At 73.8% G+C, this 20,241-nt stretch carries 17 protein-coding genes; 11 read left to right on the top strand and 6 right to left on the bottom strand.

What is annotated here, in order from left to right:
• The 6 genes from HF999_RS18640 (at position 1) to HF999_RS18615 (ending at position 4,148) form a co-directional block, all read left to right on the top strand.
• A complete protein-coding gene (locus HF999_RS18640) occupies positions 1–1,356 on the top strand; it encodes a WXG100 family type VII secretion target (RefSeq protein WP_168547333.1) in 1,356 nt (451 codons plus the stop codon).
• 92 nt (positions 1,357–1,448) lie between these two features.
• On the top strand, positions 1,449–1,739 hold the full coding sequence (locus HF999_RS18635; protein WP_168547332.1) for a PE domain-containing protein: 291 nt from the start codon (positions 1,449–1,451) through the stop codon (positions 1,737–1,739).
• 2 nt (positions 1,740–1,741) lie between these two features.
• Positions 1,742–2,713 carry a PPE domain-containing protein gene (locus tag HF999_RS18630; RefSeq protein WP_168547331.1) on the top strand — a complete coding sequence of 324 codons (972 nt, stop codon included), beginning with the start codon at positions 1,742–1,744 and terminating at the stop codon, positions 2,711–2,713.
• A complete protein-coding gene (locus tag HF999_RS18625; protein ID WP_168547330.1) occupies positions 2,710–3,444 on the top strand; it encodes an ESX secretion-associated protein EspG in 735 nt (244 codons plus the stop codon). Before HF999_RS18630 ends, HF999_RS18625 begins: the two co-directional genes overlap by 4 nt.
• A gap of 69 nt (positions 3,445–3,513) precedes the next feature.
• A complete protein-coding gene (locus HF999_RS18620) occupies positions 3,514–3,825 on the top strand; it encodes a WXG100 family type VII secretion target (RefSeq protein WP_168547329.1) in 312 nt (103 codons plus the stop codon).
• A gap of 26 nt (positions 3,826–3,851) precedes the next feature.
• On the top strand, positions 3,852–4,148 hold the full coding sequence (locus tag HF999_RS18615; RefSeq protein WP_168547328.1) for a WXG100 family type VII secretion target: 297 nt from the start codon (positions 3,852–3,854) through the stop codon (positions 4,146–4,148).
• A gap of 63 nt (positions 4,149–4,211) precedes the next feature.
• On the opposite strand, the gene HF999_RS18610 is transcribed toward HF999_RS18615, so the two are convergent.
• Positions 4,212–5,660, bottom strand: coding sequence for a type VII secretion protein EccE (locus HF999_RS18610; protein WP_168547327.1), 1,449 nt, complete (start codon positions 5,658–5,660; stop codon positions 4,212–4,214).
• A gap of 135 nt (positions 5,661–5,795) precedes the next feature.
• Here HF999_RS18610 and eccB point away from each other — a divergent pair, with 135 nt between their 5' ends.
• Complete coding sequence (eccB, locus tag HF999_RS18605; RefSeq protein WP_168547326.1) at positions 5,796–7,214, top strand: type VII secretion protein EccB; 1,419 nt, start codon at positions 5,796–5,798, stop codon at positions 7,212–7,214.
• A 21-nt stretch (positions 7,215–7,235) separates the two neighbouring features.
• Here eccB and mycP read toward each other — a convergent pair whose 3' ends face one another.
• Positions 7,236–8,489, bottom strand: coding sequence for a type VII secretion-associated serine protease mycosin (gene mycP, locus HF999_RS18600; RefSeq protein WP_210733952.1), 1,254 nt, complete (start codon positions 8,487–8,489; stop codon positions 7,236–7,238).
• A complete protein-coding gene (gene eccD / locus HF999_RS18595) occupies positions 8,489–9,988 on the bottom strand; it encodes a type VII secretion integral membrane protein EccD (RefSeq protein WP_168547325.1) in 1,500 nt (499 codons plus the stop codon). Before eccD ends, mycP begins: the two co-directional genes overlap by 1 nt.
• A 186-nt stretch (positions 9,989–10,174) precedes the next feature.
• Here eccD and eccCa point away from each other — a divergent pair, with 186 nt between their 5' ends.
• Positions 10,175–14,215, top strand: a complete 4,041-nt coding sequence (eccCa, locus tag HF999_RS18590) for a type VII secretion protein EccCa (protein WP_312854200.1) — start codon at positions 10,175–10,177, stop codon at positions 14,213–14,215.
• 12 nt (positions 14,216–14,227) lie between these two features.
• Here the strand turns inward: eccCa and HF999_RS18585 are convergent, their stop codons facing one another.
• The 3 genes from HF999_RS18585 to HF999_RS18575 all read right to left on the bottom strand — a co-directional run bounded on the left by HF999_RS18585 (position 14,228) and on the right by HF999_RS18575 (position 17,442).
• Entirely contained in the window at positions 14,228–14,557 is a 330-nt protein-coding gene (locus HF999_RS18585; protein ID WP_168547324.1) for a hypothetical protein, read from the bottom strand.
• A gap of 99 nt (positions 14,558–14,656) precedes the next feature.
• A complete protein-coding gene (locus HF999_RS18580; RefSeq protein ID WP_246208071.1) occupies positions 14,657–16,048 on the bottom strand; it encodes a hypothetical protein in 1,392 nt (463 codons plus the stop codon).
• Between the two features lie 56 nt (positions 16,049–16,104).
• Complete coding sequence (locus HF999_RS18575) at positions 16,105–17,442, bottom strand: hypothetical protein (protein ID WP_168547323.1); 1,338 nt, start codon at positions 17,440–17,442, stop codon at positions 16,105–16,107.
• 256 nt (positions 17,443–17,698) lie between these two features.
• On the opposite strand from HF999_RS18575, the gene rplM reads away from it, so the two are divergent.
• The 3 genes from rplM to glmM all read left to right on the top strand — a co-directional run bounded on the left by rplM (position 17,699) and on the right by glmM (position 20,072).
• Entirely contained in the window at positions 17,699–18,145 is a 447-nt protein-coding gene (rplM, locus tag HF999_RS18570; RefSeq protein ID WP_068573325.1) for a 50S ribosomal protein L13, read from the top strand.
• Positions 18,142–18,645, top strand: coding sequence for a 30S ribosomal protein S9 (gene rpsI / locus HF999_RS18565; protein WP_068573327.1), 504 nt, complete (start codon positions 18,142–18,144; stop codon positions 18,643–18,645). Before rplM ends, rpsI begins: the two co-directional genes overlap by 4 nt.
• Before the next feature lie 92 nt (positions 18,646–18,737).
• Positions 18,738–20,072 (top strand): phosphoglucosamine mutase, encoded by a 1,335-nt coding sequence (glmM, locus tag HF999_RS18560; RefSeq protein WP_168547322.1) that lies wholly within the window; start codon positions 18,738–18,740, stop codon positions 20,070–20,072.
• Positions 20,073–20,241 lie beyond the last annotated feature (169 nt).

Raw genomic sequence — 20,241 nt, 5'->3', positions numbered from 1 at the left:
ATGTCCGAACCCGCGACGCCGGACGGCGGGCTCGACCCGGCGATCCGGGCGCTGCTCGACCGGCCGGTGAACGAGGTCCTCGCCGCGCTGGGCCTGCCGCCGGTGCCCACAGCGCCGGAGAAGCCACCGCAGCAGGAGCTTCCGCCCGCCCCGAAGGGCGTGCCGGAGGCGCCGGAGTTCCCGGGATTCGACGTGGCGGGCCTCGTCAAACCCATGACGGATCTGCTGTCCACCTTCGGTTCGGGCAGCTTCAGCGGGCTGGACCCGTCGGCGGCACTGTCCGGGGCGTCGAAGGCGCTCGAGCAGGGGGTGTCGACGGGGATGCAGGCCCTCGGGCAGCTCTCCTCGGTATGGCAGGGACCCGCGGCGACGGCGGCCACCGGCAAGGGGCTCGAGGCCGCGACCGGTACGGGTCTGGCCGCGGAGCAGGGCGCGGAGCTCTCCACCGCCGTCGGCGAGGCCGCCACCGTCGTCGGCACGGGTGAGGCGGAGCTGCAGGCGATCATCGACTCGTTCATGTCCGTGATCGCGGCGCTCGGACCGTCGCTCTGGCTCCCGCCCGGGCAGGCGGCGGCGGTAGCGGCCGCCGAGGAGCATCTGGCGCACGCCACGGAGGTGGTGGCGCGCACGAAGAGTCAGCTCTCGGGGCTCAGCGCGCAGGTGGGCGCAGCGGGCCGCAAGGTGCCGGTGGCGGCGCCGCCGATGACGGCGGCGACGACGGCGGCGCAGGCCGCTGCGTCGATCGTGCCCGGCGTCGTCTCCGCGGTCACGGGCGCCCTCACGGGCGTGACGAAGCTCGCCACCGACACCGTCTCGGGTGCCGTGAAAACAGCCGTGAGCGTGGCGAGCTCGGCGGCGGAGGCGATCGGCGGATCGGCCGACTCGACCGCGGAGCCCGAGGGGGCCCGCGCGCCCGACGCCGACCGGGACGCCTTCCCGGTGGCCACGACCAGCACCGCCGGCGGCGCGGGCGCGGGTACCGGCGGAGGCGGCGGTGGCGTAGGCGCCGTCGGCCTCACCGGCGCCGGCCTCGGCGCGGCGTCCGCCGCTCTGGCGCAGCCGAGTTCGGGAACGCCCGTGTCGCGCACCCCCGTCGTCGACGGCGGCGCGCGTACGGTCCCCGCCTCGGAAGTGCTGACCCGCACCGGGATGGGCGGCGGCATGATGCCGATGGGGGCGGCGGGCGCCGCGGGGGCCCGGGCCACGGGGGCGGAGCACTCGGTGCCCGACTACCTCGTCACCAGTGACAACGGCGAGGCGGTGCTCGGGGATCTGCCGCTGGTCGGGCCGCAGGTGGTGGGCGATGCATCGCCGTCCGCCGACCTTTCCGGGCCCGATGTCGAACTTCGCCTGTAGCGGGGTGGAACCGCGCCGGGGGCCGGTGCGTCTAATGAATGAGGGAAGAACTTCGGGGGGAGTGCACGACCATGACAGGTACCAGGCTCAGCATGGATCCGCGCGAGGCGCGGGAGATCGCCCGCGGCATCGAGCGGATCGTCGTCGATCTCGAGAACGCGCAGAAGCGGTTCGCGGCGCACGCCGCACCGCCCGCCACGGGGCGCGACGAGGTGTCGGTCGCGGTGGCGAACACGGCGCGGCGGATGGGGGAGGCCCAGTCCCGCGCCGCGGAGACCGCCGCCGCCGATCTGCGCCGGCTCGGCGAGGCCGTGAACGGGCACGTCTCGGCCGTCCAGCGCAGTGACGAGGAGCTCGCGGCGGTCGTCGGTCTGGCGGTCTGACGGTGCCGCGCGATCCGGGGTTCACGGGGGTCGACTGGTACTCCCGCCCCACTGAGCGACTCGCGACCGAGCTGTTGGGCGGCGCGGGCGCACAGCCGCTCACCACTGCCGCGCAGGAGACGGCGCGGCTCGCGTCCGCGTACGGCGCCGCCGCGGTCCAGCTCGATCGGCTCGTCGTGCAGCTCGACGGTGCGGTGGACACGGGGCGCGCGGATACCGATGCCCGGCGCACCGGCCCCCTCCCGGAGTACGCACGCTGGCTGGCCCGGCACGCGGCCGACCTCGCGGAGTACGCAGCGAAGCTCGCGGGCCAGGCGTCCGCCTACGAGACGGCGGCGCGGGCGATGCCCTCGGTGGCGGACGCCACGCGGATGCGCACGGATCGGGAGAACGCGCGGGCCGCCGCGGACGCCGGCGGTGCCGAGCCCGCGGTGGCGGCGCTGGTCGGTGCCGCGGTGGACGCCGAACGGGCCGAGCAGCAGGCGCACGGCACCGCCGCCGCCGTGATGGTGGGCTTCGAACGCGCCGCGGAGCCGCTGCGGGTGCCCTGGGATCTCGCCCCGCCGCCGAAGGCGGACGCGGGGCGCGAGAAGCCGGGTAAGGACAAGCGATCCGGCACCGGCACCGGCACCGGCACCGGGACCGGGGCGGGCCGCGGAGCCGGTGGTGTCGGGGTCCCGGCGACGCCGCTGTCCGCGTTCCCCGTGAGCGCCCTGCAGCGTGAGCAGGCCTCCGCCGGCGCCCGGCCGGCGCCGGCGGGGAACAACGCCGCAGCAGGTGGTCGTGGGTTCCCGATGATGCCCGCGGGACTCATGGGTGCGGCGGCCGCCGGGGCGGCGGCGAAGCACGCGTCCGGACACACGCCGGGGGCCGTGCCCTCCGCGAGCGACGAGGACGCCCCGGACGCCTTCGTGGTGCACGCCGCGCCCGCGGTGCTCGGTGCGCACGGCGAGAGCCTGGTGGAGGAGCTGTGAGCGTGCACGCGGTGGCCGCGCTGACGGCACGGTTCGGTACCGAGGTGCCGCCCGTGCTGTGGACGCCGCCGGACCCGCGGCGCACCGTCGAACCCGGCGGACCGGTGCCCGAGCAGTCGGGGGCGGATCCCGTCCTGGACGACGACGAGCTCGCGGCCCTGGGCGTCCTCGCCGCACCGGAGGTGCGGATCGAAGGACGCGCGTCCGATGCGCTGGGGTCGCGGCTGTGCCTCGCCCGTTCGGGGCCGCGCACGGCGCGGGTGATCCGCAGTGCGGGTACGGCGACCGTGGACCTGCCGCACTGCGATGGCTCCGCGGATCGTCTCGGTGCGCTCGTGGCGCCGCTCCTCGGCGCGGGTGCACCCGCGGATCCCGCTGTCGCGGCCTCCTTTCCCGCCGCGCCGGGGAGGGAGGCCCTGTGCGCGGGGGACGCGTCCGCCGTCGCCGCGGGACTCCGCGCGATCGGGGTCGGGGCGGATCCCGCGCGACTGATCGCGAGAGTGTTCACACAGTCGCGGCGCAGCGTCGAGTTCACGGTGCACGCGGGCGAATCCCGTTGTGCGGGTGCGGTCGCGGTGATCGACGCGCCGAGTGGTTGCATCGTCGTCCGCACGGCGGGCGGGACGGGTGCCGGGGCGTGGATGGCGGTGGCCGAGGGGAGCACGCATCGGATCGGCAGGGCGCTGCGGAGCGCCTGCGAAGAACTTCCGGGGGGCGGCTGGACGCCGTGACCGGGGACGGCCCACGCCAACCGGTGCGGGTCGCGACGTGCCGGCACGTCCGGCGGGGAGGAGTACGACATGACGACCAAGGCCGAACTCGCGGCGATGAAGACCAGTGCCGGGACGCTGGACGACCTCGGCGCTCAGATGAAGGGCACGCTCGGACAGCTGCGGGGCGACGTGGAGGCCACGCAGGGCGTGTGGGCCGGCGCCGCGCAGGTGGCGTTCCTCGGCGTGATGGCGCGCTGGGACGAGAGCGCGGCCAAGATCAACACCGCGCTGAACGACATCAGCGCGATGCTCACGGCCAACACCGCGAGCTACGGCGCGCAGGAGGAACAGAACGTCTCCGACATCAACGCCGGTTTCGGCGGCGTGCTGAACGTCTGAGCAGAGAACCAACAAGGGGGAACATCATGAGTGACTACATCCGGTACGACTACGCCACGATCCGCGGCGCGCTCGACGACATCGCCACCCGCACGACGGTGCTGCTCCAGCAGGCGGAGGGCATCCGCACGGAGCAGATGAAGTTCGAGGGCGCCTGGGAGGACCCGGATTCCGCGACCGCGTACCAGGCGGTGCAGACGAAGTGGAACTCGGGTTTCGAGGAGATCACCTCGCTGTTGGCCCGCGTCAAGACCGCCGCCGAGAACGCGGTCCAGTCGATGCAGACGACCAACGCGCAGGCGGCACAGGGCTGGCAGGTGTAGCGGGAGCGGAGGCGGGGCCCGGCGGCCGATCGGTCGCCGGGCCCCGTCGTGCGGGGGAGAGCGTCAGGCGACGAGCCGCAGGGTCGCGGCGGCACCGTCGGTGCGCACGGTGAGCATCCCGGGCATCGGCTGGCTGAGCACCACGTCCGCTTCGGAGACCGGCGAGATCCCGGCCTGTTCGACCCGCCAGACGGTGCCCGCGGGCTCGACCGAGCCCGGCGGCAGCCCGATCGCGGTGCCGTCGAGCACGGTCACCGTGTAGTCGGCGGGAAGGGGCGCGATCGGATGGGGGTACCGCCAGCCGGAGATCCACAGGTGCCGCGGCGATCCCACCCAGGAGACGAGCGGCTCCCACATCGCGGGTCGGCCCGTCACGACGAGTACCCGCGCGCCGGTCGCGACGGCGCGCTCGACGAGCTGGCGGGCCGGATCGTCGGCGACCGCGGCCCAGACCGTCCGCACGCCGGGACCGTGGAGGCGCACTCCCACCGGCCCGCCGGCCGCATCGGACCCGAGGATCTGACCGGCCCCGCTCACGGGGATGTGGAGGGATTCCAGGGCGCTCGCCGCCCCGGTCGCCTCGTGATCGCCGCGCCGCGGGTGGCGGCCCGATCCGGCCCCACTGCACCACGCGCCCAGTCGGACTCCGCGATCCGCACCGGCGCGCAGCGTCACGCCGGCGGTGCCCGGAGCGTCCGCGTGGAACAGGGCGCCGAGCCCGCCGCGGGCGAGGATCTCGGGGTCCAGATACTCGGCCCCGGGCGGCGGGGCGGCATCCAGGTGCGCCGCCTCGGCCGGGCGAACCACGGCCGCGTCGACGCCCGCGGCGCGCAGCAGGTCCATCGCCCGCTGCGCCGCCAGCGCGGCGACCCGTCCCTCGCCCGACGGTCCGCCGCCCCGCCGTAGGCACGCCGCGGCACATGCGCGCGGATCGACCGTGATGCCGATGAGCACGTCGACCGCGGCCCACCGGTTCACGGGTCCCAGGAGGTGCCGGTACCGCAGGTACGGGGCGGGCGGCTCGCCGGGCGCACGACCGCCGCTCAGCAGCACGTCGATCCGCGACGCGGGCGTGTCGCCGTGGCGGAGCAGCGCCGCGAGCACGCCCAGCGGTACGGCCGGGTCGTCCCGCCGCAGCAACGCGACCACCTGCGGCGTCGACGCGGCGATGCGCACGAACGCGGTCAGGCCGTCGCCGCTGCGCCGTACCCCGATGTCGCCGCCGCCGGGATACGGCGCGGCCTCGACCCGGACCCCGGCCGCCGCGCGCAGGGCGAGCCGGTCCGCGACGAACTCCGCACCGGCGGTGCCGCGCACCCGGGTCAGCGCCCCGCCCCCGACCACGAGCGCGGCGCCGGCGGCGGCCCAGTGCGGCCCGCCGAGCGCCGCGGTGCCGAGACCGGCGGCAGCGGCGCCCAGCTCCGCGAGGAGCACCGCGCCGGTGCCCGGCCAGGCCGAGCGGTTCCATCTCCCGGGAGCGGCGAGTCCGGTCGACGGTAGTGACTGATCCATGAATGCTCCCCCTCGAGCCCGGCCGTCTCCCCCGAAACGTCCTGCAGTGCTGAGAAAGTACCGTATTCTCGGCGACAGTACGACCGCTTCGGGGGAAGCGGATCGGCACGCACCCCGGGGGAGGGCGAGCGAGAAATGCGTAAACAACTGACCACCCGCGCGCAGGTCAGCGGGTACCGATTCGTGTTGCGGCGCATGGATCACGCGCTGCTGCGGCGCGATCCGCGGATGATCTCGGATCCCATGGCCTCGCAGTCCCGCTCTCTCGTCGTGGGCCTGATCCTGGCGTTGGTGGTCACCGGCGGCTGCGGGGTCCTCGCGTTGCTCCGCCCGCAGGGCGCCGTCGGGAACGCGAAGATCGTGCTGGCGAAGGAGTCCGGCGCACTGTACGTCCGCGTGGACGACGTGCTGCATCCCGTCACCGGCCTCGCGTCCGCCCGGTTGGTGGTCGGCGAGGCCGCCTCGCCGACCGCGGTCAAGGACAAGCGGCTCAGCGACTTCCGGCGGGGCCCCGAGGTGGGGATCGTCGGCGCACCGGCCCAGATCCTCGGACCGGTATCGGCCTGGAAGGACGGCGCGTCACCGTGGCTGCTCTGCGACCGCACGCGCCCGGCGCCGCCGGACAAGCCCGCCGCGCGGGACGCGCTCGACACGATGGTCACCTCCGTCGACGAGGGGGCCGCCGACGAGGGCGCGGTGCTGGTGCGCCGCGATGACCGGTACTTCCTGCTGCTGCGGGGTTTCCGAGCGCCGGTCGATCCCGCGGACCCGGTGGTCCGGCGGCTCGCGGGCATCGACGGCACGCAGGCCCGCTCGGTCAGCGCGCCCGTGCTCAACGCCTTCGCCCGGATCGACGACATCGCCGTCCCGCAGATCCCCGGCCGCGGCCAAGCTGCTGCAGCGGTCCCCGGATCGCATGTGGGCGATATCGTTCGGGTCTCCGATGCCGACCGGGACCGCCTCTACGCCGTCCTCGCTGACGGGGTGCAGCCGGTAGGGCAATGGGCGGCCGACCTCATCCGCGCGGGTGACCCGGTGGGCGGGCCGATCGCCACCGTGCCCGCCTCGGTCGTCGCCGCCGCGCCCGTCCGGCGCTCGGTGCCCGTCGGGGACCTACCGGACAGGCGGCCCGTCGTCCGCACGCTGCAGGAGGCGCCCGTCGTCTGCGCCGCTGCCTCCGCCGACGGAAAGGGCGGGGGCACCGTCGAACTGCGCACCTTCACCGCGCCGCCCGGGTCCGGTGCGCCCGTCGCGCTCGCCGGGGCCGACGGTGCCGGCGACGCACTGGACGCGGCGCTCGTGCCGTCCGGATCGGGTGAGTACGTGATCTCGGCGCAGCCGGGCGGCGAGCGCCGTGACGGACTGTTCTACGTCTCCGATTCGGGCGTGCGGTTCGGCGTACCCGACCCGGCGACCGCGCAGATCCTGGGCCTGTTGCACCAGCCGCGGCCCGTGGCCTGGTCGGTGCTCTCGGCCCTGCCCGCGGGACCGGACCTCACGCGCGGCGCCGCCGCGGTGACCCGCGACGGAACGCGGATCACGGTGTCGCGCTGAGCCCGAAGGAGAACGGGCCGCTCAGCGGCGGGTGAGGCACGCGGCGACCGCGGCGACGAGCAGGATGCCGAGGCCGCCCAGCGAGACGGTGCGCGGCCCGTGGTCCGGTGCCGGCACCGCCGCGATGTCGAGGCGGCCGGGGGCGGCGAGCTCGCCGGGCGATTCCGCGGTGACGGCCGCGACGGGGTCGACGATGCCCGCGCCGCCCATCCCCGCCGATCGCCGCGCGGTCGCGATGATCCGGGCGCGGACCTGCGCCGCGGTGAGGTGCGGGAAGCGCGATCGGACCAGCGCGGCGACCCCCGCCACGTAGGGCGCGGCGAAGCTGGTGCCGGCGAGTGGGCCGGTGCCCTCGCGGGTCAGCTGCGCGTTGGCCAGGCCGGCGCCGCGCGGCTCGAGCGTGGTCACGTCGGTGCCCGGCGCGGCGACGGTGACCCACGGCCCCGCCAGCGAGAACGCCGCCGGCCGCCCATCGGGCTCGGTGGCGCCGACGGCGAGCACGTGCTCGGCGAAGCGGGCGGGCGACGCGATCGTCAGGGGCGCCGCGGGATCGGTGTTCTGCTCCGCGCAGGGCCCGCCGGACCCGACATTGCCCGCCGACGCGACCACGACCACGTCCCGTTCCGCGGCGAAGCGCACGGCTCGGCCGAGAGCGTCGTCGCCGAGCTCGGCGGCCGATCGCCCGCACGCCACCTCGGAGATGTTGATGACGGTGGCCCCGAGGTCGACGGCGCGGACCACCGCGTACGCCATCGTGGTCACGTTGCCGTGGCTGTTGACGCCGCGCTGCTGCGGCTCGAAGGCCGCGCTGGCCTGGCGGATCGCGATGATCGACGCCGCGGGCGCCACGCCCGCGAAGGAGTCCCCCGGGGCGGGACGGGCGGCGATGATCCCGGCGACGGCGGTGCCGTGGGCGTCGCAGTCATCGCGCCCGTCGCCGGAGGAGACGTAGTCCCCGCCCGCGATCACCTCCCCGAGGCGGGGGTGCGGTGTGACGCCGGTGTCGATCACCGCGACCTTCTGTCCCTCACCGCGAGTGAATCGCCACGCCTGGTCGAAGCGCAGGGCGCGCGCGGCGTGATCGGCGCGGCCGTAGTCGGTGCCGGCCTGCGTGCGCAGCGTGTTGCACTGCGTCCGTTGGACGGTGGGCGCGAGTGGGGCCACCGGCCCGCGCGGCGCGCCGTCCGCCGGTGGCGGATCGGCGGAGGCCGGAACGACAGGCATCGCCAGAGCGGCCACCGCGGCGACGGTGACGGCCCGGATCCGCCGCCCCATCAGAGATTCCGGACCGTGGCGTACACGTCCCACACCCAGCCCAGCAGGGGCCCGGCCGCGGCGATCGTGAGGTACTCGCCGACCTCCGCCAGCCGGCGTTGGACGGGACTGAACGTGATGCGCGGAGCGGCCGCGCCGCAGGCCAGGGCCAGGCCGGCGATCGCGGCCAGCGCGACGAGACCGATCGCGGGCCAGGCCCCGTAGCCCCAGGCCAGGCTCGTGGCGGTGCCGATCGCGATGGCCGCGCCGCCGAGCACCCCGGCGCTCGCCTGGATCGGTTCCGCGTGGGTGCGGCCCCGCAGGCAGAACGCGATGGCGACGACGAGCACGAATGCCAGGTGCTGGCCGGGCAGTTCGCGGTCACCGGCGCCGACGGTCAGGGCCGCCACGGTTCCCGCTGCCGCTGCCCCGACGGTGATCCCGGTGCAGATCAGTTGGGCGAAGCCCGAGCGCGGCACCTCGGCCTGCTCGTCCACGAGCCCGGACGCCACCGCACCGACACCGGCGACGGTGGGCGGCGGGTCGTCGTCGATGGGGTCGATCCGTTCCCCCGCGGCCGGCACGTGCGGCAACGGGATCCGGGCCGCGACGGCGGCGATCCGGGCCGCGAAGACCAGCACCAGATAGGAGATGATCGCGACGGTGGCCCCGATCGGCGCCCGGTGGCCGGGCAGCCACATCGCGGCGAACATCGCGGGGCCCGCGATTGCCGCCGCCGTGAGCACCGCGGTGTGGACGGCGATGCCGCGGCCGGTGAAGCGCAGCGCGACGAGAGAGGTGACCGCTGCGGCGGCGCAGCCGAGCAGCGCGTGCGCCGCGCCGTACCGGCCGTCGGCGCCGAGCGGCACCGTGAGCGCGCCGGTGGCCGCGGCCAGCACCGCGGCACTCGCCGCGAGCACCGTGGGAACCGGCCCGGCCGAGCGCATCCGGCGCGCCGTCAGCAGCGATCCGGTGATCAGCGCCACTGCGCCTGCGCCGCACCACAGCTGGGCGAACACCCGGTCGGCGCCCGCAACGCTGCCGTCGGCGCTGCGGGGCGCGAGACCGAGCCGCAGGGAGACCGCGCCGGTCGCGAGGACCGCGAGGACCAGCACTACGAGGCCCACGATCGTCGCGGCCCGCTCGTCCCAGCGCCCGCCGGCCGTCAGGTCGGCCGCCGTCCGATCGAAGACATCGTCGAACACCGGCGGCGGGGGCGGCGCGTCGGCCACGAACAGGACCAGCAGCGCACCGTCGGTGATGCCGCTGTCCGCGGGGGTCTGCGGGCCGGGCAAGGGCTCCCCGCCGACGGGGGCCAATCGCCACGGCCGCGACCAGGCGGACTCCGCCGACTCGCCGATGCGATCGCCGAAGAGCCGCACCAGCTCCGGGATGAGCACCTCGGTGGGCGTGAGCAACGGCAGGGAGACGTCCACCTGTGCGCCGCCGCACAGCACCGAGACCCGGCTCAGCCGGGCCACCTCCGCCGCCGTCTCCTCCGCGATGTCGATGTCGGTCATGACGCTCCCCTCGCATGCCCTCCGGCGGGCCCGCACCGGGCCCGATATGAATTAGACGCACCGGCCCCGCGATCGGTTCCCCTTCGGACGAACTTCGTCGAACCCCTTCCGTCGGCGGGCCGCGCGGTGCATGGTGGTGCCACGACGGCGCGTGGGGGCGCGCCGCACTCCGGGGGAGGCACATACGTGGCCGACACGACGGACGTGGTCTTCGAGCCCGTCACAGAGGGTTTCGCACGCAAGCAGCGACTCGCGCCGCCGCGCACGCCGGGCGGCGAGGTGGCGCTGCAGGCGCCGCCCGAGATCCCGCGCGCCGTCCCGGGCGGCCTGCTCGGGAAGCTGCTGCCCGTGGTGATGGTGGTCGCGGTGGTGGGCATGATCGCGCTGATGTTCACCTCGGGCAGCGCGATGATGCAGAGCCCGTACATGATGATGTTCCCGCTGATGATGCTGATGTCGATGTTCGGCATGTACGGCATGAACAACCGGGGCAACGGCGCGTCCGCGGCCGAGCTCAACGAGGACCGCAAGGACTACCTGCGCTACCTGGGGCAGATCCGCGGCCAGGTGGACCGCACCCGCACCGAACAACGCGCGGCGCTGGAATGGATCCATCCGGACCCGGAGGCACTGCCGGGGTGCGTCGGGACGCGGCGCATGTGGGAGCGGCGCCCGGCGGATCCGGACTTCCTGCACGTGCGGGTCGGCGTCGGTGGCCAGCGGCTCGCCACGCGGCTCGTGCCGCCGGAGACGGGGCCGCTCGAGGACCTGGAACCGGTGTCGACGGTGGCCCTGCGCCGGTTCGTCCGGCACGGCGCGTCCGTGCCGGGCCTGCCGGTGGCGGTCGCCCTGCGCGGATTCCCCGCCGTCGGGCTCGACGGTCCGCGGGCCGAGGTCTTCGACACCGCCCGCGCGATGCTGCTGAGCCTGGCGCTGCTGCACGGTCCGGACCACGTGCGGATCGCCGTCGCGACCACCGACGTGGACTCCGCCGAATGGGGCTGGCTCAAATGGCTGCCGCACGTGGCGCATCCGACGCAGTGCGACGCCCTCGGCCCGGTCCGCACCGTCTACGGATCGGCCGCGGAGCTCGAGGAGGCGATCGCACCGGACCTCGCCGATCGCGGTGCCTTCGCGCGCGCGACCCCCGTCGACCCCGGGCGCAGCCACCACGTGATCCTGCTGGACCGGGGCATCGCGGTGACGCCCGGCGGCGCCCTCGACGCGGCGGTCGGCATCGACGGCGTGACGGTGATCGACCTGGCCCCGGAACCCGACTCGCTCGCCGTTCGCTCCGGCCTCCAGCTGGTGGTGGACGATTCGCGTCGACTCGGGGCGCGCAGCGCCGCGGGAGTCGAGTTCTTCGCCCGGCCCGATGCCGTCACCGCGGGCGCCGCCCAGGTCACGGCGCGGCGGATCGGGCGGTTCCGGCCGGCGTCGATGGCCGAGCTGCTGGACTTCGACGGTGAGCGCGGACCGTCCGATCCCGGCCTGCCGGCGCTGATCGGAATCGCCGACGCGGCGGCGATCACGCCCCAGTCGGTGTGGCGCGAGCGCACCGCGCGTGAGCGGCTGCGCGTCCCGATCGGAGTGGGGCCGCAGGGTGAGCCGATCGAGCTCGACCTCAAGGAGGCCGCGGAGAACGGCATGGGGCCGCACGGGCTGTGCATCGGCGCAACGGGTTCCGGAAAATCAGAGTTCCTGCGCACACTCGTGCTGTCGATGGTCGCCACGCACCCGCCGGAAGCGCTGAACCTCGTTCTCGTCGATTTCAAGGGCGGCGCCACCTTCCTCGGCCTGGAGTCGTTGCACCACGTCGCCGCGGTCATCACGAACCTCGAGGAGGAGATCGCGATGGTCGACCGCATGCGCGATGCGCTCTCCGGCGAGATGAACCGCCGGCAGGAACTGCTGCGGCGGGCGGGCAACTTCGCCAACGTGGGCGAGTACGAGAAGGCGCGCCGCGCGGGCGCCCCGCTCGACCCGCTGCCGGCGCTCGTGGTCATCGTGGACGAGTTCTCCGAACTGCTCGCGCAGAAGCCCGATTTCGCGGAGCTGTTCGTCGCCATCGGGCGCCTCGGGCGGTCGCTGCACATCCACCTGCTGCTCGCCTCGCAGCGCTTGGAGGAGGGCAAGCTCCGCGGACTCGACTCGCACCTGTCCTACCGGATCGGCCTCAAGACCTTCTCCGCCAGCGAATCCCGCGCCGTCCTCGGCGTCCCGGACGCCTACCACCTGCCGTCCACGCCGGGAGCGGGCTACCTCAAGTTCGATGCCGACCCGCCGCGCCGCTTCCACGCCTGTTACGTCTCCGGCGAGTACGTGCCGCCCAGCGCGGGACCCGCGGCGGCCCGACGAGCGAGCGTGGGGAGCGCGACGGTGCGCGAGTACCGCAACGCGGCCGCCCCGATCGAGCGGCGCGCCTCCGGACTTCCGGCGGGCCTGCAGCGGATCCCGGCGCAGCCCGGTGACCCGGTGCGGCCGTCCGCCGCCGGACCGGGCGTACCGAACCCGCCGGGCGGGACGCAGGGCGCACCGTCGCTCCTGCAGACGATGGTCGGCAGGCTGTCCGGGCACGGGCTCCCCGCGCACGAGGTGTGGCTGCCACCGCTCGACGAGTCCGCGGCGGTCGGGGAACTGGCCGAACACCTCCGCCGGAACGATGCGACGCCGCTGCGGGTCGCGATCGGCGTGGTCGACCGCCCCTACGACCAGCGGCGGGACCTGTTGGTGGTGGACCTGTTCGGTGCGCAGGGCAATGTCGCGGTGGTCGGCGGCCCGCAGTCCGGCAAGTCCACCGCGCTGCGGACCCTAGTGGTGTCCGCGGCGCTGACGCACACGCCGCGGCAGATCCAGTTCTACGTCCTGGACTTCGGCGGCGGCTCGCTCGCCGGCCTGGCGGGCGTGCCCCACGTGGGATCGGTGGCGGGTCGGCTGGATCCGGATCGGGTGCGGCGCACCGTCGCCGAGGTGTCCGGACTGATCCGGCGGCGGGAGGCGGCGTTCCGGGAGCACGGGGTGCAGTCGATGGAGCAGTACCGCGCGCATCCGGCGGCCGCCGCGGACCCGTTCGGCGATGTCTTCCTCGTCATCGACGGCTGGCAGGTGCTGCGGACGGAGTTCGAGGTGCTGGAGCCGCAGGTGAACGCGATAGCGGCCCAGGGGCTCTCGTACGGCGTGCACCTCGTGGTGGCCGCGTCACGGTGGGGGGAGATCCGGCCCGCGGTCAAGGACCAGCTCGGCACCCGGATCGAGCTGCGGCTCGGCGACCCGATGGACTCGGAGATGGGCCGCCGGGTCGCGGGGCTGGTCCCGATGGGGCGGCCCGGCCGCGGCATCACCTCCGAGCAGCTGCACATGCTGGTCGCGCTGCCGTGCGGCGCACCGTCGGACGACCTCCCCGCCGCGCAGGACGCGGTCGTCGCGGGCCTGGCCGCGCAGTACACCGAGGGTGCCCCCGCGGTGCGGATGCTGCCCGACCTGGTGCTCCGCGACCGCATCCCCGGGCGCCGCGACGCGCTGCCGACGCACGCGGTGTTCGGCGTCGGCGAATCCGAGCTGGCCGCGGCGACACTGCAGTTCGAGTCGCAGCCCTTCTTCCTGGTGCTCGGCGACAGCGAGTGCGGCAAGACCGAGACGCTGCGCACGCTGATCGCCTCCCTCGTCGCGGGCGGCACGCCGCGGCAGACCAAGGTCCTGCTCGTCGACTACCGCCGCACGCTGCTCGGCGTGATCGAGGGCGATCACCTCGCGGGGTACGCGTCGTCGTCGGACGCGCTCGTGCCGATGGTCGCGCACCTGGTGCAGATCCTCCGCGACCGCTGCCCGGGTCCGGATGTCACGCCGCAGCAGCTCAAGGAACGCTCGTGGTGGACGGGGCCCGACATCTATCTGATCGTCGACGACTACGACCTGGTCGCGAGCGCCACCGGGAACCCGCTCGCGCCGCTGCTGGATCTGCTGCCGCAGGCGCGGGACATCGGGCTCAAGGTGGTCATCGCCCGGCGCAGCGGCGGCCTCGCGCGCGGCCTGTACGAGACCTTCCTCGCCCGCATCCGCGACCTCGCCGCGGACGGCCTGGTGATGAGCGGCTCCCGCGAGGAGGGCACCGTCCTCGGCACCGTCAAGATGTGCCCGCTGCCGCCCGGTCGCGGCACCTGGGTCTCCCGCGCTCGCGGCGTCGAGCTGGTGCAGGTCGCGATGGTCGACGAGCCGGGCGGAACCTGACCGGGGCGGGGCTCAGCGATCGAGCGCCCTACTGATGGTCCCGGTCAGCGCCGGCCACGGCGGCTGCCGCAGCACGGCGAGGGTGGCCAGGGTCGCGGCGACGAAACCGGTGGCCACCCCGATCAGCGCGATCCGGTCCGCGTCGACGGCGGGCGACCAGACGGCCTTGCCGTCCCGGATCGCGTAGACACCGAGCGCGGAGGTGCGCAGCTCGCCGCCACGTCGGCGCCGCACGCGCGACACCTCGATCACGGTCGTCCCGTCGGGCGTCACGTGCGGATCGGCGAACACCACCCCGGTCGGGGCGGGGGCACCGGGGACGGATCTGAGTTCGGGGCGCATGCCTCCATCATGCGCCGCGCGGGCCGGGAACGCCGGGACGATCGCGGACGGGCACCGGGCCGGGCCCGCTCCACCCGGTCGCGCAGTCGCGCCGTGGGGTCAGGGACCTCCCCGTTCGGGGCCGGGATCGCCGTCGCCGTCCGGCTGGACGAGGCGGAAGTGCGAGCGGTCGCGCTCCATGAACCGGTGCTCGTAGACGCCCTCGATCCGCTTCCCGTCGACGGTCGCGGACAGGTGCAGCCGGTCGCCCTCGAGGCGGGCGGTGACGAGTAGCGGGGCGTCGTCCTTGTGCTTGCGCAGCTCGAGGACCTCGCCCTTCTTCGCGAGCTGCCACGCGACCGTCTTCCCCGACGGTTCCTGGGTCACGACGCTGTCGTAGCCCTCGCCCAAGGATCTCAGCACGGCGTTGCTCTCGCTGCCGCGCAAGGTGATCGCCACGTTGGACCACGGCGCCGGATCGCGCTGGGTGACCCCGGCCGGCGCGCCGTCGATCGTGAATGAGGTCGCACGCCAGATCCCGTCGAGGCCCGAACGCGGAGTGTGGATCACGTACACCGTCATCGCCCCGGTGGCGGTCAGCGCGACGAGCATCAGCGCCGCCACCGCGAACTTGAGGACCACCCCGGTGATCCGCGACCACGCCGGACCGGCCCCGGCCACGGGCAGCGGCGGCACCGGGGTCGGCGCGGGGCGGTTGAACACCACCCGCAGCAGGTTCGGCAGGTACGGCGCCGTGAGGGCGACCGCCACGACGAGCAGCTCGCCGGCCACGATCTTCACCGGGACGTCGTAGAACAGGTTGAGCAGGAACACCTGCGCCATCGCCACGATCGCCAGTAGCGAGCCCAGCAGCGCCGTGCGCCGCCACAGCAGCAGCACGCCCGCGACGAGCTCGATCAGGCCCGTGGCCACCATGTACGGAACGGAGGCGCCCATGAAGCCCCAGAGCGTCGTGAACAGGCTGGTGTCGCCCGTGAGCTGCAGCTGTTGCGAGGGCAGCGCCATGTATCCCATCTGCGTGGGGATCACCTTGGCGAGGCCGTAGATGATCATCGACAGGGCGAGGCAGAACCGGGCGAGGACCCCGAGCAGTCCCAGCAGCGAGCGGTAGTTCGGGCGGTTGCGGTCCAGCGCGGTCCACACCGCCACGATCACGACGCCGACGATGATCCAGCCGAGGTGCATGCACCACTGCCACAGGTTGTCCCCGCCGGCGGTGAGGACGATGTCCACGCCCCGCCCGCGCGCCGCGTAGCTGCCGATCTGGGCGAGCAGCCACCAGATCCCGCTGACCTTCCAGAGGAGCGCCAGTCCGACGTTGCCGTAGAGCGAGAGCAGCAGGATGCCGCCGCCGATCACGAACAGGAACCGGAAGGCCAGCTTCTGCGCTCCCGACCACCGCGCCTCAGGGACGGACGCCTGCGGAGCGGAGGGCTGCGGAGCGGCCGGGGCCGGCGACGACTGCGTTCCGTGGCTCTGGGGTTCGCTCATGACCGAATCGTATGGCTCACTCACGAGTGCCTCCTAGTGACAGATGTAACCGGATGTCAGGGGAAGTCGAGGCTCGGCGCGTCCTCGTCCGGGATCGGGTGGGTGAACCGCAGGTCCTCCGAGGCGCGTTTCATCGGGCGGCGCTCGAACGCCGCGGTGATCTCCCGGCCGTCGACGCGGCCGGCGAGGGTGAGGTGGTCGCGGTCGGGCTGGGTGTACCGCAGCACCGTCTCCGGGCCGGACTTGCGCGGCTTGATCGTGAGGGAGGCATCGTCGACCTCGAGGACCCAGGGCGTCGCGCGGGCGGCGGCGTCCTGGGTGACGAACGAGGTGTAGCCGTCGCCGGTGGACTCCCACATCCCGCGGCCGCGGTAGGTGATCGCGATGTTGATCCATGCGGGGTCGGTCGCCAGGGTCGCCTCGACGCCGTTCACGCGGAAGGAGGTCGCGTGCCAGACGCCGTCGATGTCGCTGCGGGTCTCGGCGAGCGCGGCTTTGGTGCTCACCCCGGAGTACAGCCCCAGCGCGGAGATCGATGCGATCGCCAGCACGGCGAGGACCTTGCCGGTGCGGCGCAGCCAGGTCAGGTCGGCCCCCGCGGCGGGCCAGAGGGCGGGCATCGGCCCGGCGGCGCGGCCGAATCCGACGCGGACCAGGTTGATCCACTGGGGCGCGAGGAGGCCGATCGCGATGAGCAGGAACTCGAAGCAGAGGAACTTGACCGGCACGTTGTAGAAGGTGTCCATCAGCACCACCTGGACCATCGAGACGATCGAGCCGAGCGCGCCCAGCACCCAGGTGCGCCGGGAGAGCAGCAGCAGGCCGGAGATCAGCTCGACGAGGCCAGTGACGATCGAGTAGCCGTCGGAGGCGCCCATGAAGCCCCACAGCATGTTCATCCGGCTGATGTCGCCCGCCGGCTGCAGCGCGTAGGTCGGCAGCTCCATGTACGCCATCTGGACGGGGATCGCCTTGCCCAGGCCGTAGAAGATCATGCCGCTCGCCAGCGCGATGCGCCCCACCTGCCAGAGCAGGCCGCCCAGGGCGCGGTAGTCGCGCCGCCCGCGATCGAGCAGCGTCCACACCGCCGTGATCACGACGGCCGTCACCGCCCACCCGATGTGGTACTGCCAGATCCCCAGCGAGTCGCCGGCGCCGCGCAGCGCCAGGAGCTGCGGCTCGGTGCCCGTGACGAGCGCCCCGAGGCGGGCGAACGGATCCTGCACGGCGGGCATCACCGGGCCCAGCTGCAGGCTGCCGAACACGGCGAGCAGGGTCAGCCCACCGCCGATCGTGAACAGCAGGCGGAAGCCGATCTTCTGGGCGGTGGTCCAGGCGGGCACGGGCGCGGTCTCGGGCGCCGACGGTGCCGCCTCCACGGTCGGGGAGGTCATGTCTGGAACCTATGTTCCGACGGTGCCGGCCACATCGGGGACGACCCTGGGCCGCACCCTGATTCCGGGCCGGGGTGCGGCGGACCGTCGGGCGTTTTGACCTGCACCCTTGTTCCCGCGTACTCTGGTCCGCTGGTGTGTGGCGCCGCGCTGCCCGAACGGGTGGAGCGGAGTCGAGTCCCGGGTCTCCGTTGGTCGCCGGGGGTGCTCTCGCCGCGCATGGACCGGCACCGAACCATCGAGCAGAGGATCTCCTGTGCCTACTTACACCCCGAAGGCGGGTGACGTGACCCGGCAGTGGTACGTCATCGACGCTTCTGACGTGGTGCTCGGCCGTCTCGCTGTCGCAGCTGCAACCCTGCTGCGCGGCAAGCACAAGCCGACCTTCGCCCCCAACGTGGACGGCGGCGACTACGTCATCATCATCAACGCCGAGAAGGTCGCCCTCTCGGGCGCCAAGCTCACCGACAAGCGGCACTACCGCCACTCGGGCTTCCCGGGCGGTCTCAGCTCGCGCACGATGGCTGAGGTGCTCGGCTCCAAGAACCCGGAGCGCGTGGTGCAGAAGGCCGTTCTGGGGATGATCCCCAAGAACAAGCTGGGCAACGCCATCGGCGGCAAGCTGAAGGTCTACGCCGGCCCGAACCACCCCCACACCGCGCAGCAGCCGGTTCCCTACGAGATCAAGCAGGTGGCCCAGTGAGCGAGACCATCGAGAACGTCGAGGGCGACGCCGAGGTCGTACTGAACGAGTACACCTCCGAGACCCCCGAGGCCGCTGCCGAGACCCGCGCCCCCCGTGGCCCCGTGGTCGTCGAGCGTCCCATCCAGACCGTCGGCCGCCGCAAGGAGGCCGTCGTCCGCGTGCGCCTGACCGCCGGCACCGGCAACTTCGTGCTGAACGGCCGCACCATCGAGGACTACTTCCCCAACAAGCTGCACCAGCAGCTGGTGAAGTCGCCGCTGGTCACCGTCGAGCGCCTCGAGTCCTTCGACATCGCCGCGAACCTCACCGGTGGCGGCCCGTCGGGCCAGGCCGGCGCGCTGCGCCTCGCCATCGCCCGCGCGCTGATCGAGGTCTCGCCCGAGGATCGCCCCGCGCTCAAGCGCGCCGGCTTCCTCACGCGTGACCCGCGTGCCGTGGAGCGCAAGAAGTACGGCCTGAAGAAGGCCCGCAAGGCTTCGCAGTACAGCAAGCGCTGATTGCAGCCTCTCATCAGGGCAGGCACCCGCATCCGTGCGGGCGCCTGCCCTGGTCTCGTTTCCACCCTTCTCTACTTGTGAGGTACTGATCCATGGGGCGTCTGTTCGGGACCGACGGTGTGCGCGGCCTGGCCAACGAGGAGCTGACCGCCGACCTGGCGCTGCGGCTGTCCGCGGCCGCGGCGGCGACGCTGGGGGCGCACGATCCGGAGGGGCCCGCGCGGCCCTTCGCCGTCGTCGGCTGGGACCCGAGGGCATCGTCGGAGATGCTGTCCGCGGCGGTCTCCGCGGGCCTGACCAGTGCCGGCGTCGACGTTCTGCTCGTGGGCGTCCTGCCCACGCCGGCCGTCGCGCACCTGGTGGCCGAGTACGACGCGGCGCTCGGCGTGATGATCTCCGCCTCGCACAATCCCATGCCCGACAACGGCATCAAGTTCTTCGCGCGCGGGGGGCACAAGCTCGAGGACGCGCAGGAGGACGCCATCGAGGCGGCCCTCGACGACCCCGCTCCGCCCCGCCCGACGGGCGCCGCGATCGGCCGCGTCAAGCGCGCCTTCGACGCCGTCGACCGGTACGTCGCGCACCTGGAGTCGGCCGTGCACGTCCCCCTCGCCGGGCTCAAGGTGGTCGTCGACGCCGCCAACGGCGCCGCCTCGACGGTGGCCGCCAAGGCCTACCGCGACGCGGGCGCCGAGGTGATCGCGATCCACGACGCGCCCGACGGGCTCAACATCAACCGGGACTGCGGCTCGACGCACCTGGAGAGCCTGCGCGCGGCGGTCCTCGCGCACGAGGCCGACCTGGGGCTCGGCCACGACGGAGACGCGGACCGCTGCCTCGCCATCGACGCCGACGGCCGGACCATCGACGGTGACGCGATCATGGCGATCCTCGCCATCGCGATGGACGAGGCGGGCGAGCTCACCGAGCACACGCTGGTCGCGACCGTGATGAGCAACCTCGGACTGCACCTGGCGATGAAGGCCGCGGGCATCACGCTGCGGACCGCCGCGGTGGGCGACCGGTACGTGCTCGAGGAGCTGCGCACGGGCGGCTACGCCCTGGGCGGCGAGCAGTCGGGGCACATCGTGCTTCCGGCCCTCGGCACCACGGGCGACGGCGTGCTCACCGGGCTCAAGCTCATGGAGCGGATGGCGCAGACCGGCTCGTCGCTGGCCGAGCTGGCGTCGGTGCTCACGGTGCTGCCGCAGGTACTGGTGAACGTGAAGGTGGTCGACAAGACCGCGGCGATGGCATCGTCGGACCTGGTCGCGGCGCTCGCCACGGAGGAGGCGGCGCTGGGCGAGGAAGGACGCATCCTGCTGCGCCCCTCGGGTACGGAGCCGCTGGTCCGCGTCATGGTCGAGGCGCCCACCGAGGAGGTCGCGCGGGGCACCGCCGAGCGCCTCGCCGGTCTCATCTCCTGACGAGGCCTATCGAAACGTTTTCATAACCGGTACCGTGTGGGTATGACACTTCCTGAGTCAACCTCAGGCCGCGGATTGCATGATTCTGGCGGCTCCGTGGAGGGTGGGGTCGTAGGGCGTGCGGGTCTGCCAGCAGCGGTAGATCACTCGGGTCCAGGCGCGGGCGAGG

Origin of the sequence: Tsukamurella spumae, assembly GCF_012396015.1 — a bacterium.
Taxonomy (GTDB): Bacteria; Actinomycetota; Actinomycetes; order Mycobacteriales; family Mycobacteriaceae; genus Tsukamurella; species Tsukamurella spumae.
Note: the sequence above shows the minus strand (reverse complement) of the source record. Positions and strands in the feature narration are given on the sequence as shown.